The organism is Nocardioides bizhenqiangii, from assembly GCF_034661235.1.
GTDB lineage: Bacteria > Actinomycetota > Actinomycetes > Propionibacteriales > Nocardioidaceae > Nocardioides > Nocardioides bizhenqiangii.
Genome location: NZ_CP141059.1, coordinates 3,726,787 through 3,742,760 on the forward strand (window position 1 = coordinate 3,726,787; position 15,974 = coordinate 3,742,760).

At 71.8% G+C, this 15,974-nt stretch carries 15 protein-coding genes and 1 tRNA gene; 6 read left to right on the top strand and 10 right to left on the bottom strand.

All coding sequences use genetic code 11. The features are described from left to right. Positions 1-73: 73 nt before the first annotated feature. Positions 74-152, bottom strand: a tRNA-Gln gene (locus SHK19_RS18120). 269 nt (positions 153-421) lie between these two features. On the opposite strand from SHK19_RS18120, the gene SHK19_RS18125 reads away from it, so the two are divergent. Further along, complete coding sequence (locus tag SHK19_RS18125) at positions 422-2,137, top strand: CapA family protein (RefSeq protein ID WP_322937069.1); 1,716 nt, start codon at positions 422-424, stop codon at positions 2,135-2,137. A 7-nt stretch (positions 2,138-2,144) separates the two neighbouring features. Here SHK19_RS18125 and SHK19_RS18130 read toward each other — a convergent pair whose 3' ends face one another. The 4 genes from SHK19_RS18130 to cysS form a co-directional block, all read right to left on the bottom strand. Then, complete coding sequence (locus SHK19_RS18130; protein WP_322937070.1) at positions 2,145-3,293, bottom strand: acyl-CoA dehydrogenase family protein; 1,149 nt, start codon at positions 3,291-3,293, stop codon at positions 2,145-2,147. A gap of 16 nt (positions 3,294-3,309) precedes the next feature. Beyond that, positions 3,310-4,815: a metallophosphoesterase family protein gene (locus tag SHK19_RS18135; RefSeq protein ID WP_322937071.1), complete on the bottom strand. Its 1,506-nt coding sequence runs from the start codon at positions 4,813-4,815 to the stop codon at positions 3,310-3,312. Between the two features lie 6 nt (positions 4,816-4,821). Beyond that, positions 4,822-5,784 (bottom strand): 23S rRNA (guanosine(2251)-2'-O)-methyltransferase RlmB, encoded by a 963-nt coding sequence (rlmB, locus tag SHK19_RS18140; protein ID WP_322456167.1) that lies wholly within the window; start codon positions 5,782-5,784, stop codon positions 4,822-4,824. 72 nt (positions 5,785-5,856) lie between these two features. After that, positions 5,857-7,275 carry a cysteine--tRNA ligase gene (cysS, locus tag SHK19_RS18145; protein ID WP_322456166.1) on the bottom strand — a complete coding sequence of 473 codons (1,419 nt, stop codon included), beginning with the start codon at positions 7,273-7,275 and terminating at the stop codon, positions 5,857-5,859. Between the two features lie 92 nt (positions 7,276-7,367). Between cysS and SHK19_RS18150 the strand changes: the two genes are divergently transcribed. Next, positions 7,368-8,633: a C39 family peptidase gene (locus SHK19_RS18150; protein WP_322937072.1), complete on the top strand. Its 1,266-nt coding sequence runs from the start codon at positions 7,368-7,370 to the stop codon at positions 8,631-8,633. Between the two features lie 91 nt (positions 8,634-8,724). Here SHK19_RS18150 and SHK19_RS18155 read toward each other — a convergent pair whose 3' ends face one another. Further along, positions 8,725-9,480 carry an SDR family NAD(P)-dependent oxidoreductase gene (locus tag SHK19_RS18155; protein WP_322937073.1) on the bottom strand — a complete coding sequence of 252 codons (756 nt, stop codon included), beginning with the start codon at positions 9,478-9,480 and terminating at the stop codon, positions 8,725-8,727. Further along, entirely contained in the window at positions 9,477-11,012 is a 1,536-nt protein-coding gene (locus SHK19_RS18160; protein ID WP_322456163.1) for a molybdopterin-dependent oxidoreductase, read from the bottom strand. The genes SHK19_RS18155 and SHK19_RS18160 overlap by 4 nt, the downstream gene beginning before the upstream one ends. Positions 11,013-11,043: 31 nt before the next feature. On the opposite strand from SHK19_RS18160, the gene ispF reads away from it, so the two are divergent. Both ispF and SHK19_RS18170 read left to right on the top strand, forming a co-directional pair. After that, the gene (ispF, locus tag SHK19_RS18165) at positions 11,044-11,571 is read left to right on the top strand and encodes a 2-C-methyl-D-erythritol 2,4-cyclodiphosphate synthase (RefSeq protein WP_322456162.1); all 528 of its coding nucleotides are present in this window, start codon (positions 11,044-11,046) and stop codon (positions 11,569-11,571) included. An 11-nt stretch (positions 11,572-11,582) separates the two neighbouring features. Continuing rightward, on the top strand, positions 11,583-12,455 hold the full coding sequence (locus tag SHK19_RS18170) for an alpha/beta fold hydrolase (protein ID WP_322456161.1): 873 nt from the start codon (positions 11,583-11,585) through the stop codon (positions 12,453-12,455). A gap of 10 nt (positions 12,456-12,465) precedes the next feature. Here the strand turns inward: SHK19_RS18170 and nirD are convergent, their stop codons facing one another. Beyond that, the gene (nirD, locus tag SHK19_RS18175) at positions 12,466-12,834 is read right to left on the bottom strand and encodes a nitrite reductase small subunit NirD (protein WP_322456160.1); all 369 of its coding nucleotides are present in this window, start codon (positions 12,832-12,834) and stop codon (positions 12,466-12,468) included. A gap of 109 nt (positions 12,835-12,943) precedes the next feature. Here nirD and SHK19_RS18180 point away from each other — a divergent pair, with 109 nt between their 5' ends. After that, complete coding sequence (locus SHK19_RS18180; protein ID WP_322456159.1) at positions 12,944-13,627, top strand: IspD/TarI family cytidylyltransferase; 684 nt, start codon at positions 12,944-12,946, stop codon at positions 13,625-13,627. Between the two features lie 28 nt (positions 13,628-13,655). Here the strand turns inward: SHK19_RS18180 and SHK19_RS18185 are convergent, their stop codons facing one another. Next, positions 13,656-14,234: a hypothetical protein gene (locus tag SHK19_RS18185; RefSeq protein ID WP_322456158.1), complete on the bottom strand. Its 579-nt coding sequence runs from the start codon at positions 14,232-14,234 to the stop codon at positions 13,656-13,658. An 83-nt stretch (positions 14,235-14,317) separates the two neighbouring features. Beyond that, positions 14,318-14,803 carry a CarD family transcriptional regulator gene (locus SHK19_RS18190; protein WP_109692364.1) on the bottom strand — a complete coding sequence of 162 codons (486 nt, stop codon included), beginning with the start codon at positions 14,801-14,803 and terminating at the stop codon, positions 14,318-14,320. A gap of 212 nt (positions 14,804-15,015) precedes the next feature. Here SHK19_RS18190 and SHK19_RS18195 point away from each other — a divergent pair, with 212 nt between their 5' ends. Beyond that, positions 15,016-15,918, top strand: a complete 903-nt coding sequence (locus SHK19_RS18195; protein ID WP_322937074.1) for a UbiA family prenyltransferase — start codon at positions 15,016-15,018, stop codon at positions 15,916-15,918. The last annotated feature ends 56 nt before the right edge of the window (positions 15,919-15,974 follow it).

A 15,974-nucleotide genomic window follows, 5' to 3' on the forward strand; every position in this document is an offset into this window, starting at 1 on the left:
GCTCCCGCGGTCTCGGTGTTCACAGAGTGTCCACCTGCCGTTCACCCGGGGTGGCGGGAATGGCCGAATTTTGCTCCCCGGGTAGGAGTCGAACCTACGTCGCTAGTCCTGATTCAAAGTCAGGCGGGCCCTGCCGGCAGACCAACCGGGGATCGCAGTAAAGGGTAAGGCCCGCCTGGCGGGGCAGCACCTTGGCCCGGCAGACCAACCGGGGATCGCAGTAAAGGGTAAGGCCCGCCTGGCGGGGCAGCACCTTGGCCCGGCAGACCAACCGGGGAATGTCTCATTCGAAGCCTAGAGCCCGCAGGCCCCGGATCCCGACTCAGGGACGTTCAAACCAAGCGCCCGCACCCGGCAACCATTCGCGCCACTGCTGCGTCACCCATAGAGGAGGGATGCTCGGGACCAGGAGGTGCGTCCGATGCGCCGGAGTACAGCAGCCGCGGTGGGGCTGCTGCTCGCCGCGCTCCTGGTCACGGCCTGCGACACCCCGGACGACGCCCCTGGTGACCGTGGGACGGCCGACCGCGACCGCGACCGCGACCGCGACCGCGACACCAACGGGGCCGGTGGCGAGGAGATCTTCCTGACGTTCGCCGGCGACATCCACTTCGAGGCCCATCTCGGGAGGCTCCTCCGCCGTCCGCGCGAAGGACTGGGACCCATCTCCCACACGCTGAGCGCCGCGGACATCACGATGGTCAACCTCGAGAGCTCCATCACCACGCGCGGCACCCCGGACCCGAAGCAGCTCGAGGACACCGACGACCGCTACTGGTTCCGCACGAGGTCGGCCGCGCTCGATCTGCTCGACCGCGCAGGCGTCGACGTGGTCGGTCTCGCCAACAACCACGCCGCGGACTACGGCGCGGTCGGCTTCGCCGACACGCTTCGAGCGGTGACCGAGAGCCCGGTTCCGGTCGTGGGTGTCGGGAAGGACCGAGAGGCCGCCTTCACGCCGCACCAGGTGACGGTCCGCGGCACCGACGTCGCCGTCTTCGCAGCGGACGCGTCCGCGCGGGAGGGCACGAGCTCGCGCTGGGCGGCCGGCCGTACAACTCCCGGCATCGCATCCGCTCGCGACACCCGCACGGGCGCACTGCTCGACGCGGTGCGCGCGGCGGCGGACCGGGACGAGCTGGTCGTCGTCTACGTGCACTGGGGCACCGAGTACGACCCCTGCCCGAACGCCGGACAGCGCACCCTCGCCCGCGACCTCGCAGATGCCGGCGCTGACGTGGTCGTCGGCAGCCATCCTCACGTGCTGCAGGGTGCCGGATGGCTCGGCGACACCTACGTCGCCTACGGACTCGGCAACTTCGTCTGGTACCACAACAGCCAGGCTGAGACCGGGGCGCTCAGGCTGCGCGTGGCCGACGGCCGAGTCATCGCAGACACCTGGCTCCCCGCGCGGATCCGGGAGGACGGGCTGCCGCGGCGCGTGGTCGGCGACGCCGCCGCCGATGCGCGGCAGCAGTGGGGAACGCTTCGCGCGTGCACCGGCCTGTCCGCACGACCGGCGGAGTCCGCCGGAGTCGACGCGCCGTCCGGGTCAGCGTCGGCGTACGCCTTCTCGGTCCGGAGGATCGGCCCGGTGCTGCGTGCCGAGATGGCATCCAGCCACGGACCGGGGTGCCCCGTCCCGTGGCGCGACCTGCGGCGCGTGCGCCTCACCTACGTCGGCTTCGACGGACGCGACCACCGCGGAGCGGTGGTCGTCCACGAGCGATACGTGACGGACGTGGCCACCGTCTTCCGCCGCCTGTACGACGCGCGCTGGCCGATCCGCCAGATGCGACCGGTGAGCGACTTCGGAGGTGACGACGACCGCTCGATGGCCGCCGACAACACCTCGGCGTTCAACTGCCGCACCGTCGCCGGCCAGGAGCACTGGTCGGCACATGCCTACGGCGCCGCGGTCGACATCAACCCGGTGGAGAACCCGTACGTCGTCGAGGGGTCAGTGCAGCCGCCCTCGGGTCGCCGGTTCGCCGCCCTCGACCGCTCCCCCGGCTCCCCGGCACTGCCGGGCGTGATCGTCGCCGACGACGTCGTCGTCGAGGCGTTCCGGGAGATCGGCTGGGAGTGGGGCGGCAGGTGGGCAGCGCCGGACTACCAGCACTTCTACGCCCCCTAGGCGGGCGTCAGCGCAGCAGGTCGCGCGCGATGACCATCCGCTGGATCTGGTTGGTGCCCTCGAAGATCTGGGTGACCTTGGCGTCTCGGAAGAGGCGTTCGACCGGGTACTCCCGTGTGTAGCCGTTGCCGCCGAACACCTGGATCGCGTCGGTGGTCACGCTCATCGCGGCGTCGGTGGCGGTCACCTTCGCGACCGAGGCCTGCCGGGAGAACGGGCGACCGGCGTCCTTGAGCCGCGCGGCGTGGAGGTACGACGCTCGCGACCGCTCGACCTCGGCGGCCATGTTCGCGAGCATGAACTGCAGGCCCTGGTTGTCGCTGATCGGGCTGCCGAACTGGAAGCGCTCCTTGGAGTACTCGACGGCGTGCTCGAGCGCGGCCTGCGCGATGCCGGTCGCCACCGCGGCGATCCCGAGCCGACCGGCGTCCAGCGCGGAGAGGGCGACCTGCATGCCGCGGTTCTCCTCGCCGACCAGCTGCGCGACGGGGATCCGGGCGCGGTCGAACAGCACCTGGGTGGTGACGTCGCACGCGAGCCCCATCTTCTTCTCGGGCGCGCCGAAGCTCATGCCGGGCGTGCCGTCCGTCACCAGGAACGCAGACAGGCCGCGCTTCGGGTCCGGCGCGGTGCGCGCGAAGAGGATGTAGTAGTCGGCGCAGGAGCCGTTGGAGATCCACTGCTTGGTGCCGGTCACGACGTACTCGTCGCCGTCACGCACGGCCGCCGTCCGGATCGCGCTGACGTCGGAGCCGGCCTGCGGCTCCGACAAGCAGTAGGCGCCCAGCCAGTCACCGCTCAGCATCTTGGGCAGCCACTCCTGCTTGAGCGCGTCCGACCCGTTGGCCGCGACGACGGTGGCGGTGAGGCTGTGGACGCTGGTGCCGACGCCGACGCTCGGCCAGGCCCGGCCGATCTCCTCGATGACCTGGAGGTAGACCTCGTAGGGCTGACCGCCGCCGCCGTACTCCTCGTCGAACGGGAGGCTCATCAGGCCGGACCGGCCCAGCAGCCGGTACGCCGACGCGGGGAACTCACCCGCCTCCTCCGCCGCCTGGACCTGCGGCGCCAGCTCCTTGGTGGCGATCTCGCGGGTCAGCTCCAGCAGCGCTCGGGCATCGTCCGTCGGCAGCAGCCGCTCCACACTCGTTCCCACGCGAACACCCTAGAACTCAGTACTCGAGCTCGACGTAGGGGTCGACCGTGAACCTGCCGGTGGTCAGGACACCCACCGACTGGATGCCGACCGGTTCGCCGTCGCGGTAGGTGATCAACGCGAACCCGGCCGGGCGGCGCAGCTTGGTGCCGAGTGCGATCGCGTACGCCGCCCCGCCCGCCGTGCCGACGGTGTACTCGTAGCCGAGCTCACCGTTGCTGCCCCTGATCGGCTCCGGCCCGAACTGCGTGTGCGTGTGGCCTCCGACCACCAGGTCGACACATCCGCGCTCGAGCGCCTCGTCACCGAGGTTGCGGTCGTGGACGAGCAGGGTGTCGACCCGGTCGCCGTCCTCCTCCGCGTCGCACGTGGCTTCTGCCAGCCGGCTGCGGAGCTCCTCGAAAGTGAGACCGGTCTCGTCGCGCCAGTTGCCGAGGCCGCTCGAGCGCGGGTCGTCGGCGCCCAGGATCCGGGTGTCGCCGGGGCCGTCGACCACCTCGCCGTCGTCGAAGTAGGTCCAGCCGAGGTCGCCGAGGTAGGAACGGACGAAGGTGCCGTGGTCGTGGTTGCCGGTCACGGCCCAGCGGTCGTAGTCCTCGAAGGCCTCGTCGAGGGAGTCGAGCGAGAACGCCTCCCAGCTCTCCCCCGTCGAGGTGTCGTCGCCGGCGTCGAACACCGCCGTTGCGCCACCTCGGTCGGCGATGGCCCGCGCCACCTGGTCCATGCCGACGTTGTCGTGGCGATCGGACAGGAGGAGCACGACGGTCTCCTGTTCCTCGGGTTGCCGCAGCTCCAGGTCCGCCGCGTCCTCGGCGGCCTGCCGGTAGAACTCAGTGCCCTCGTCGTAGGAGTCGATGGCACTCGTGACCAACCGCTGCACACCACCGCCCGCTGGTCCGAGGACCTCGACGTCCGCCAGCTCCTCGGGCAGCTCGACCGAGGGACCCACGAAGGTCGACAGCGGGACCCACCGCTCGGGCTGCTGGCTCGACGCGGCACCCAGGCCACGCCACGGCGCGGTCAGCCCGATCACCACCAGCGCCACGACGAGCAGGCCCACCACGCCGCGCTTCGTCGGGAGGGCGTCGACCACCTCACGGCGTCGCCGCTCTCCGAGGAGCCTCCACACGAGCAGCGGGATGATCCCTAGCGCGAGCCCGCGCGCGATCGCGTCGACCGCCATGTCCCGCACTGCCGTCTCGACCTTCTCGATCGGGGCGTCGGGGTTGCTGCCGATCGCGGCATAGCGGGCGACGAGCTGCTCGACCGACGTGGCGTCGGTCTTCCCGAGCTCGATCTCCACCCCCACGAACGACCCGGAGTCCTTGCGCACGTCCGGCAGAACCGGCCCGGTCCGCACCGTGACCTCACCGCTGAAGTCGGCGGTCACCCTCGCTTCATGGCTGGCGACGTCGACGGTCCGCTCCCCGGTGAGGAAGAACCCCGCTGCGGCGACTGCGGACAGGAGCAGCCAGACGACGACGTACGCCGCCGCGGGTAGCCAGCCGCGAAGCCGGGACATCCGCCCTTACAACCCCGCCCGCGCCTCGGCGATCGCATAGAGAGCGACCGACGCGGCTACTCCGGCGTTGAGCGACTCCAGCACCCCGGCCATCGGGATCGAGACCAGCCGGTCGCAGGTCTCTGCCACCAGCCGGTGCAGGCCGTCGCCCTCGGACCCGACGACCAGGACGAGCGGACCGCCGGCGAGGTCGGCGTCGGCGGCGAGCTCGCGCAGGGTCAGGTCGCCGTCGGCGGCCAGGCCGATCACGAAGCACCCCGCGTCCTGGTAGGCCTTGAGCTGGCGGGTCAGGTTGACCGTCTGCGCGACCGGGATCCGGGCCGCGGCGCCGGCCGAGGTCTTCCAGGCGGAGGCGGTCATCGACGCCGCCCGGCGCTCGGGGATCACCACGCCGTGCGCCCCGAAACCTGCTGCGCTGCGCACGACGGCACCGAGGTTGCGGGGATCGGTGACCGCGTCGAGGGCGACGATGAGCGGCTTCTCGCCCATCTCCTCGGCGGCGGCGATCAGGTCGTCGGCGTGGGCGTACTCGTAGGCCGGGATCTTCGCCGCCATGCCCTGGTGGACCGCACCGTTGGTCAGCCGGTCGAGCTCGCCGCGGCTGACCTCGAGCAGTCCGACGCCGTGCTCCGCCGCCAGCTTGAAGACCTCGCGCAGCCGTCCGTCGCGCTCGGCGCCCTCGGCGACGTAGACGGACGTGACCGGCACCCGCGCGCGCAGCGCCTCGACGACGGGGTTGCGGCCGGCGATCCACTCGGCGTCAGAGGTACGGCGACGGGGGCCTCCGCTGCGCTTCCCGCCCGTTTCCTTGGCCTGCTTGGCCTTGTGCGCCTTGTGGTAGGGCCGGTCCTCGGCGCGCGGCGTCGGGCCCTTGCCCTCGAGGCCGCGCTTCACCCGCCCGCCGGACCCGGCCGTGGGCTTCTTGCTCTGCTTGCGGATCGCTCCGCGTCGCGCGGAATTACCTGGCACGAAGTGTCCTTTGTCGGTGGTTGAGGAGCCCGTCGCGAGGGACGAGCGTCGGGCGTCTCGAAACCCCGGGCATCAGTTCACCGTCCATGTCGGGCCGTCCGGGGTGTCGGTGACCTCGATGCCGGCCTGCTTGATCTGGTCGCGGATCGCGTCCGCGCGCGCCCAGTCCTTCGCCTCGCGGGCCCGGGTCCGCTCCTCGAGCAGACCGGCCACGAGCGCGTCGACCGCGCTCTTGAGCTTGTCGTCCTGCGCGCCCGCACCGGTGTCGGCCCAGACGGGGTCGGCGGGGTTCAGGCCGAGGACGTCGAGCATCGCCAGCACCTGTGCGGCATGAGGCGCCGGATCGTCCGCCCGGTTGCCCTCCCGCATCACGTCGAACAGCACGGCCACCGCGGCCGGCGTACCGAGGTCGTCGTTCATCGCGTCCGCGAAGGCCTGCGGCGGTCCGCCGCCGTCGGTGGTCGCGGTCCCAGAGCCTGTCGAAGAGGTCGAGACCCCGGTTCGTTCGAGGAAGCTCTCGATCCGCCGGAACGCCACCGCCGCCTCGTCCAGCGCCTCGAACGAGAACTCGACGTGGGACCGGTAGTGCGCGGCGACCAGGTAGTAGCGCAGCTCGATGCCGCGATAGTTCTCCAGCACTGCCGGGACCAGCAGCGAGTTGCCGAGCGACTTGCTCATCTTCTCGCCCGACGTGGTGATCCAGGCGTTGTGCATCCAGTACGTCGCGAACGGCCTCCCGGCCGCGCGGGACTGCGCCTGCTCGTTCTCGTGGTGCGGGAACCTGAGGTCGACGCCGCCGCCGTGGATGTCGAAGGCGGGACCGAGGTACTTGCCGGCCATCGCCGAGCACTCGATGTGCCAGCCCGGTCGGCCAGGCCCCCACGGGCTCGGCCAGGCAGCCGTCTCCGGCTCGGTCTCCTTCTTCCAGCCCTTCCACAGCGCGAAGTCGCGCGGGTCGCGCTTGCCGCGCGGGTCGGCATCGGCCGCGGGCTCCATGTCGTCGACGCCCTGATGGGTCAGCTCGCCGTACGACGGCCAGGAGCGGACGTCGAAGTAGACGTCTCCCGAGCCGTCCTCCGCCGGGTAGGCGTGGCCGCGCCCGATCAGCTCGCCGATCAGTTCGATCATCTCGGGCACGTGCCCGGTCGCCGCCGGCTCGTAGGTCGGCGGCGCGACGTTGAGCGCGTCGTACGCCTGGTCGAGCTCGCGGTGCATTGCGTAGGCGAGGTTGTACCAGGGTCGTCCCTGCTCGGCCGACTTGATCAGGATCTTGTCGTCGATGTCGGTGATGTTGCGGATGAAGGTGACCTCGTAGCCGAGGTGGCGCAGCCAGCGCTGCAGCACGTCGAAGTTCACCGCGGAGCGCACGTGACCGACGTGCGGCTCGCTCTGCACGGTCAGGCCACACACGTAGAGACCCGCCTTGCCCTCCTCGAGGGGCACGAAGTCACGGACTTCGCGGGTCGCCGTGTCATAGAGCCTGAACGTCACCGGGCCAGTCTAGGGACGAGCACCCCGCCTGCCCGCATCGGCAATCGGCCCGCTGTGTGACAGAAGTGACTGATGTGACTTACCGTCAGGGCATGCGTCTGATCGCCGCCGCGCTCGCTGGGCTCCTCGCTCTCACCGGTGTGGGCGCGTGCAGCTCGACCGACCGGCCGGACGGCTCCGCGGTCGCGGTGGCCGCGGCGGGTGGCGATCGCGAGCGCAAGATCACCCTCACCCGGTGGGACAGCTCCCGGCAGTGGCGCCGCGGCGACCTCGCCGGGACGACGGCGGGCGACGGGCGGCTGGCCTTCCACCAGCCGGTCGGGTCGGCAACGGCCGGCGGCCGGTCCTACGACGTCGCGCGCTGGACGTCTCCCTGGGTCGAGCCCGGCTACGCCTTCACCGAGCTGATCGCGTCGTGGTCGGCCAGGACGCCGAAGGACAGCTGGATCGAGGTCAAGGTCCGCGGCCGCGGCGGCAGCGGTGGGCGCACGTCGTGGGACCTGCTCGGACGCTGGACGTCCGGCGACCACCACCTCCGGCGCGGCACCGTCTCCGGCCAGTCGGACGACGGCACCAGCGTCGCGGTCGACACCTGGCGCACCTCCGGGCTGTCCGGCTACCAGCTCCGGGTCGTGCTCGCCCGGCGGTCCGGCGCGGCGTACCGACCGAGCCTGGACCTGGCGACCGCGATGACGTCCCGCCTCCCCGCCTCCGCCGGCCCCACGTCCGCGCCGGGCGCCGCCCGCGGGACCGTGCTGCAGGTGCCCCGCTTCTCGCAGATGGTGCACCGCGGTCACTACCCGCGGTGGGGCAGCGGCGGCGAGGCATGGTGCTCACCCACGTCGACCTCGATGGTGCTCGGGTACTACGACCGGCTGCCCGTCCCCCGCCGCTACCGCTGGGTGCCCGGCGGCCACGTCGACCCGTGGGTCGACCACGCGGCCCGGATGACCTACGACCATGCCTACGACGGCACCGGCAACTGGCCCTTCAACACCGCGTACGCCGCACCGCTCGCCGGCAAGGCGTTCGTGACCCGGCTCAGGTCGGTGCGCGAGGCAGAGCGGCTGCTGGCAGCCGGGATCCCGGTGGTCGTGTCGATCGCGTTCGGGCCGGGCCAGCTGGACGGCGCACCGATCGGATCGTCCGACGGCCACCTCCTGGTGCTGGTCGGCGTGCGCGCCAACGGCAACGTCGTGGTCAACGACCCGGCCGCCGACTCACGCCGCCGGGTCCGCCGTACCTATGACCGCGGGCAGCTCGAGCGCCTCTGGCTCGAAGCATCCGGCGGCCTGGCCTACGTGATCACCGACTCCGCCCACCCGCTCCCGAACCCGCGCGCTGCCACCAACTGGTAGTTCCGCGAATCCGGGAAGTTTGCCGGGCGAACCCGCCCGGTTCGACAGGCAAAGTCCCCCGATTCGACGGGCAAGGTCCCCCGATTCGCGGTCAGGCGCCGTAACCCCCGTCGACGTCGAGCTTCTGGCCGGAGATGAAGCCCGCGCGGGGGGAGGCGAGGAAACAGACGGCTTCGGCGACGTCGCGCGCGGAGCCGAACCGGCGCAGGGGGATGTTGCCGCGGGTGATCTCGAGGGCCTCGTCGTCGAGCTCCCCGGACGAGATGAGCCGCTCGGCCATGCCGTCGGTGAGCATCCCGGGGCCGACGGCGTTGACGCGGACGCCGTACCGGCCTTCCTCGACCGCCAGCGCCCGCACCATCGCCTCGACCGCGGCCTTGGGCGCCGAGGAGAGACCGTCGCGGATCGGGAAGCGCGTGGTGGCGGCCGTCGTCACCGCGACCAGCGACCCGGCCGAGGCGCGCAGGGCGGGCAGGGCGGCGTGGGCGACGGCGAAGAAGCCGGCCGCGTCCGCGGAGAGCTGGCCGGCCATGGCGTCGGGGTCGACCCGCGACAGGTGCACCATCGGCACGTGCGGGCCGGCGGCGTGGACGACGGTGTGCAGGCCGCGGAGGTCGGCGACGGCCTGGTCGACGACCCGGCCGACCTCGCGGCGGTACTCCAGGTCGACGGCGTACGACGCCTCACCCACCTGCGAAGGTCGGGTCCGGTGCGTCACCGCGACCCGGGCGCCCCGCTCGATCAACATCTCGGCGACGCAACGACCGATGCCGCCCGAGCCGCCGACGACGAGCGCGCCGCCGGCGAGCCCGGCGAAGTCCGCCGGGGCTGAGGTCGCGCCCGTCACGACGCGCTGAAGTCGATGGTGTGCCACCCCGTGGCACCGTCGGGCAGGACGTCGCGCTCCACACCTGTCTGCACGTCGCCATTCTTGTCGATCGCGCGCACCCGCAGGTCGTGGTCCCCCTCGTCGACCTCGATCTCGGCCCGCCACTGCACCCACGTGTCCTCGCTGGGGACCCGGCCCAGGGTCGCCGCCGTCCACGCGCCGCCGTCGAGCGAGACCTCGACTCCCTCGATCCCCGTGTGCTGCATCCACGCCGTGCCGGCGCACACGAGCGTGCCGACGGACACGTCGGCGCCGTCGTCGGGCACGTCGATCCGGGACGCGAGCTTCACCGGGCCCTGCTCGGACCAGCCCTTGCCCGTCCAGTACGCCTCGATCGCGTCGAAGGTGGTGACCTCCATGTCGACGACCCACTTGCACGCCGACACGTAGCCGTAGAGCCCCGGCACGATCGTCCGCACCGGGAACCCGTGCTCGACGGTGAGCGGCTCGCCGTTCATGAAGACCGCGAGCATCGCGTGGCGGTCGTCGGTCATCACGGACAGCGGGGTGCCGCAGGTCCAACCATCCTCGGACGTCTGGAGCACCGCGTCGGCGGCCTCGTCGGGCACGGCCTCGGCGAGGATCCCGGCCAGCCGGACGCCGCTCCACCAGGCGTTGCCGATCAGGTCGCCGCCGACCTCGTTGGACACGCAGTTGAGGGTGATCCAGTCCTCGGAGATGCCGCGGGCGACAAGATCGTCGTACGAGAGGACGAGCTCACGCCCGACCATGCCGTGGATCCGGAGCTCCCAGTCCTTCAGCCGGATGTTGGGCTTCAGGATCGCGGTGTCGATCAGGTAGAAGTCGTCGGCCGAGGTCTGCCACGGCCGCACGCCCTCGACGTCGACCTTCACCCCGCGCGGCACGACCGGCTTCGTGGCCTCGTCGATGCGCAGCAGGCGCCGGTCCTTCTCGACCTGATCGCGGGTGTTGCCGGCGAGCTTGCCGAGGAACGCCGACAGCAGTGCCACGCCGCCGACGGCGCCGGCGGCGACGAAGAACCCGCGTCGGCTGTGGGTCGGGTCGGTGGCCGCGTCGTCGGAGGCCTCGACCAGCTCCCAGCGGCGCAGCAGCTCGGCCATCACGGCCAGCCCGATCAGCCAGGTCACGAACCCGACGATCACCGGCACGATGTTGACAACCGTGAAGCCGGGCTTGGCGACCACCGCGATCCCGGCGAGGACGGCGAGCACGACGTAGCCGACGACGGTGACCCACCAACGGGTGCGTGCCGCCCGGCCGAGCAACGCGAAGACGATCGCGAGGATGACGAACATCCCGGCCAGCAGCACCGCCTTGTCGCGGGTCCCGAAGGTCTCGATCGCCCACCGCGCGACCGATCCGGGCGTCAGGTCGATCACTCCCTCGGCCACCGCCACCGCCGGGGACTCCCGCACCCGGAGCAGTCCGGCCGCCAGATAGCTGATGCCGAGGCCGAGCGCGCCGACGACGACGCCGGACAGCCACCACCAGCTTCGGGACGTCCTCACACCCTGATTGTGACTCAGGCATGATCAGCCCGTGACCCAACCGCCCACACCGGGATCGATCCGGACCGGTATCGGCACCGATGTCCACCGCCTGGTGCCCCGGGCGGACGACGACCCGCCGCTGCAGCTGGCCGGCCTCAGCTGGCCCGACGAGACGCACCGCCTCGACGGCCACTCCGACGCCGACGTCGCAGCCCACGCCGCGTGCGACGCGCTGCTCTCCGCGGCCGGCTTGGGCGATCTCGGCAGCAACTTCGGTACGGCGGACCCGGCCTGGGCGGGCGCCGCCGGCGCCGCGCTGCTGGGCGAGACCGTCCGTCGCGTCCGCGCCGCGGGCTTCGCGGTCGGCAACGTCTCGGTCCAGGTGATCGGCAACCGCCCGCGGCTCGGCGCCCGCCGCGCCGAGGCGGAGTCGGCTCTGTCCGACGCGGCCGGAGCGCCGGTCACGGTGTCGGCCACGACGACCGACGGCCTCGGGCTGACCGGCCGCGGGGAAGGTGTCGCCGCGATCGCCACGGCGCTGGTGCACGCCGTCCCCCTCGACGAAGAGACCCGTTGACCGCTCGGCGGGTGACGACCGACGACGGTCTCACCCTGCAGGTGACGGTCCACGGACCCGAGGACGCACCGCTGACCGTGCTGCTGTCGCACTGCTGGACCGCGGACGAGTCCCTCTGGCACTACCAGGTGCGGGACCTGCTCTCCCGCTACGGCCACCGGATCCGCGTGGTCACCTGGGACCATCGCGGCCACGGGCAGTCCGACCAGCCGGTCGAGGCCGACTGCACCATCCCGCACCTGGCGCGGGACATCGGCACCGTGGTCGACGCGACCGCCCCGGACGGGCCGATCGTCATCGCGGGTCACTCGGTCGGCGGCATGGCGGTGACTGCGATCCCCGAGGAGCGACCCGACCTGTTGCCCCGGATCGTCGGCGTGCTGTTCGTCTCGACGTCGGGCGGCGACCTGCACACGGTCACGCTCGGTCTGCCCGAGGTGGGCCCGTTCGTGCGGGACCGGCTGCCCTTCGTCCTCGCCACCCGGGCGCGGCTGCTGAGCAGGAGCAAGCGCCAGCGGTTCCCGGTGATCGAGCGGCAGGTCGCCCGCCGAGTCCTCCTCGGCAAGCCGCAGCGGCCCCGCGACGTCGGCCACGTCGTCGACCAGCTCATCAACTGCTCGCCGGAGACCATGTCCGGCTTCTTCAAGGACATGATGCTGCACGACCGGATCGGCGGTCTCCACGCGTTCGACGGCGTCCCGACCACGGTGCTGGTCGGTACCCGCGACCGGCTCACGCCACCCCACCACGCCGCCAAGCTGGCGGCCGGCATCCGCGGTGCGCGGCTGCTCGTCGCGCCCGACGCCGGCCACTACCTGCCGTTCGAGCGGTCCGACCTCGTCAGCGACGAGCTCGCAGTCCTGATCGACCGAGCCCTGGCGTAGGCGCCAGACCTCAGGCGGCGTCGACCCGCCGGTGCCCGATCATGACGACCCCGTCGACGACCTTGACGGCGTACGACGGCACCGACACGTGGTTGTCCTCCAGGCACCGGCCCGACCGGAGGTCGAAGGCGTGCTTGTGGGCCGGCGAGGCCACGAAGGGGATCTCGCCCCGTCGGCCGACGATGCCCTTGGCGAGCCCGCCTCCTGCGGACCGGGCGAACGGGTCGTGGTTGCCGAGCGCGTAGACCGCCTCGTCGGCGGTCCGGAAGATGGCGATGGCCTGCCCGTGGACGAGCGCGGTGACGCCGCGGTCGACCTCGAGCTCCGCGACCCGGCACACCGGCTGCCACTCGTCGTCGGGCGCGGACATCACTGCCATGGCCCTGACCGTAGGCACGGCCTGTTGACGCCGAGGTTTCGCCGTGTAACGCCCAGGAAAACTCGAACGCGCGAGTCTCTCTGCCCGTCGGCGCGGCTACGCTCCGCCCATGTCTGCTGCCGTGGTGATCCTCGCCGCCGGCAGCGGCACCCGCGTCGGCGCCGACGTCAACAAGGTGCTGCTGCCGCTCGACGGGATCCCCGTGCTCGCGCACTCGGTGCGGACCGTGCTCGGCCTCGCCGGCGTCGACCCCGTCGTCCTGGTCTGCCGACCGGGAGAGGAGGACGAGGTCGCGGCAGCGGTCGGCGAGCACCTCGGCGGACGCGACGTGCTGCTCGTGCCCGGAGGCACGACCCGGCACGACTCCGAGCAGGCGGCGCTCGCCGTGCTCGCGTCCCGGATCGAGGCGGGCGAGATCGATGTCGTCGTCATCCACGACGGCGCGCGTGCGCTCGCGCCCGCCAGCCTGTTCGAGCGGGTGGTGGCCGTCGCCAGGGAAGCCGGCGGCGCCGTACCGACGGTCCAGCTGACCGGCCTGCTGGCCCGCGATCCCGCCGACCGGCTACCGGCGGGTGAGCTGGTCGGGGTCCAGACGCCGCAAGCGTTCCGGGCCGAGCCGCTGCTCGCCGCCTACCGGTCCGCGCGCCGCGACGGCTTCGAGGGCACCGACACAGCCGCGTGCATGGAGCGCTACCGGCCGGACGTCGCGATCGTGCCGGTGCCGGCCGGGCCGGGGAACCTCAAGATCACCTACGCCGAGGACCTCGACGCCGCGTCGCGGCTGCGTGGCTGACGTCAGAGCTTCGCGCTCGCGCAGCGGATCAGCGCGGGTCGGTGAGCGCCTCGAGGACCCGGACGTCCTCGTCGGAGGCCACCCGACCGGCGCCGGGCGGCGCGTCGAGCATCACGACCTCGTACGACGACCGCAGGCCCGCCACCAGCTCGACGAAGTCGCTGGGCGGCCGGGACGGGAGCGCGGCCACCACCCGGGCGGGCAGCACGACCGGTGAGCAGACCGCGACCATCCCGTCGCGGTCGACGGTCCGGCCGAGGCGCCCGTCCTCGACCTCCTTGACGGTGTCGGTGACCGGCCGGACGCCGACCACGACCGCGTCGCGGGCGACGGCGACCCGGGCACACTCGGTGATGAAGTCCGGCGGGGTCATCGGGCACAGCGGGTCGTGCAGCACCAGTGCCCGGCCGAGATCGGCGACGACGTGCCACGGCACCGTCACGTCGACCAGGTCGACGCCGGCCTCACCCATTGCCCACGCGGCAGCGGCGACCAGCGCCTCGCCGTGGATCAGCCGGTAGGGCAGCGATCCCCGTTCCTCGTCGACGACGAAGCCCATCGGCCGCTGGGGCTCGCCGGCCTCGTCGTCGTACGCCTCGGGTTCCACGGCGACCACGGTAGGGCCCTCAGCGTGCAAAAGGGACGATGCCCCCGGGTGGGCGGGAGCATCGTGAAGTGGGTCAGAGAGCCCTAGCTCGCGAGGACCTCGTCGAGGATCGTCTCTGCCTTGTCCTCGTTGGTGTGCTCGGCCAGCGCCAGCTCGGAGACCAGGATCTGCCGCGCCTTGGCGAGCATCCGCTTCTCGCCGGCGGACAGGCCGCGGTCACGCTCGCGGCGCCACAGGTCGCGGACGACCTCGGCCACCTTCATGACGTCGCCGCTGTGCAGCTTCTCGAGGTTGGCCTTGTAACGGCGCGACCAGTTGGTCGGCTCCTCGACGTGCTCGGCACGAAGGACGCCGAACACGCGGTCCAGCCCCTCCTTGTCGACGACGTCGCGAACTCCGACCAGATCCAGGTTGCAGGCCGGGACCCGAACCACCAGATCCTGCTGGGCTACGATCCGAAGTACGAGGTACTGCCGCTCCTCTCCCTTGATTGTCCGCATCTCGATGTCTTCGATAACTGCGGCCCCGTGATTGGGATAAACGACCGTTTCGCCGACGGTGAAAGTCATATGTGATGAACCCCTTCCTAGGCGGCTATCTTATCACGCCTCAGCCTCTCCTCAGAAAGCGTTTGCGCAGGTCAGGGCCGTTATCGCGGGCTTGACAGACGCCCTTTCGTGTGGTGCGCAACTTCACAGTCACGGGGCCGGCACCCGAATCGCCGACCGACACTCACCGGACCCGCCTGCACCGCGAGAGCCGTTGGTCAATACTGCTCGCCATGGGAGTGGACCGCGACGAGGGCGCGATCGAGGACGTCGACGAGGAGCTCGACGACGAGCTCGACGACGACGTCGACCCGGACGTCCCCGACGACGACGGCACCGACGACGACACCGACGACGACGGCACCGACGACGACACCGGCGACGACGTGGAGGTCGTGCAGCAGCAGACGGCCTCCCCGGGGTTCTTCGGCAGGCTGCAGTGGACCCCGCTGCTCCTGGTGCAGGCTGCGCACGCCAAGCAGGCGATCGTCACCGCGCTCGTCATGGGCGGCGTCGCCGTGCTGGCGGACCGACCCGCACAGGAGGCAGGCGTCGTCCTCCTGACCGTGCTCGTCGGCCAGACGATCCTCGGCTGGCACAACGACATCGTCGACAAGGCGCGCGACGAGGCGCACCGCACGCCGCGCAAGCCGATCGCCGACGGCCGCCTCGACCCCGGCGCCGCGTGGTACGCGATCGTCGTCGCGGCCCTGATCCTGGTCCCGTTGTCGATCACCACCGGCATCACGGCCGGCGCGATCTACCTGGTCTCGGTGTGCGTCGGCATGCTCGGCAACGTCGTCCTGCGCACGGGGTTCTTCTCGTGGGTCACCTGGGCGGTCTCCTTCGCCATGCTGCCGGCCTACCTGTCGTACGGCGGCTGGGGCGGCCAGGCGGTCGGCGAGCCGCCGGAGACGGCGATCACGATCCTCGCCGCGCTGCTCGGCATCGGCGTCCACTTCATGCGGGCGGTGTGGGGCCTGGTCGCCGACCACGAGGACGGCTGGACCTACCTGCCGCTCAAGCTGGGCCTCAAGCTGGGCGCGACCCGCCTGCTGGCGCTCTCGACCCTCTACACCGTCGGGATCGCCGTCGCCCTGGGGGTCGTCGGATACCAGCAGGGTCTGTCGCAGTGACCGGCCGAACGGACAGTCGGGTCCGGCGCGCGCCGTACCGGCGACGCCCACTAGAG

Excerpts from the sequence above, each read along its gene's own strand:
- SHK19_RS18150 (WP_322937072.1), top strand. The coding sequence starts at position 7,368 with ATGCGTCTGATCGCCGCCGCGCTCGCTGGGCTCCTCGCTCTCACCGGT.
- SHK19_RS18195 (WP_322937074.1), top strand. The coding sequence starts at position 15,016 with ATGGGAGTGGACCGCGACGAGGGCGCGATCGAGGACGTCGACGAGGAG.
- SHK19_RS18125 (WP_322937069.1), top strand. The coding sequence starts at position 422 with ATGCGCCGGAGTACAGCAGCCGCGGTGGGGCTGCTGCTCGCCGCGCTC.
- SHK19_RS18180 (WP_322456159.1), top strand. The coding sequence starts at position 12,944 with ATGTCTGCTGCCGTGGTGATCCTCGCCGCCGGCAGCGGCACCCGCGTC.
- nirD (WP_322456160.1), bottom strand. The coding sequence starts at position 12,834 with ATGGCAGTGATGTCCGCGCCCGACGACGAGTGGCAGCCGGTGTGCCGG.
- SHK19_RS18190 (WP_109692364.1), bottom strand. The coding sequence starts at position 14,803 with ATGACTTTCACCGTCGGCGAAACGGTCGTTTATCCCAATCACGGGGCC.
- SHK19_RS18135 (WP_322937071.1), bottom strand. The coding sequence starts at position 4,815 with ATGTCCCGGCTTCGCGGCTGGCTACCCGCGGCGGCGTACGTCGTCGTC.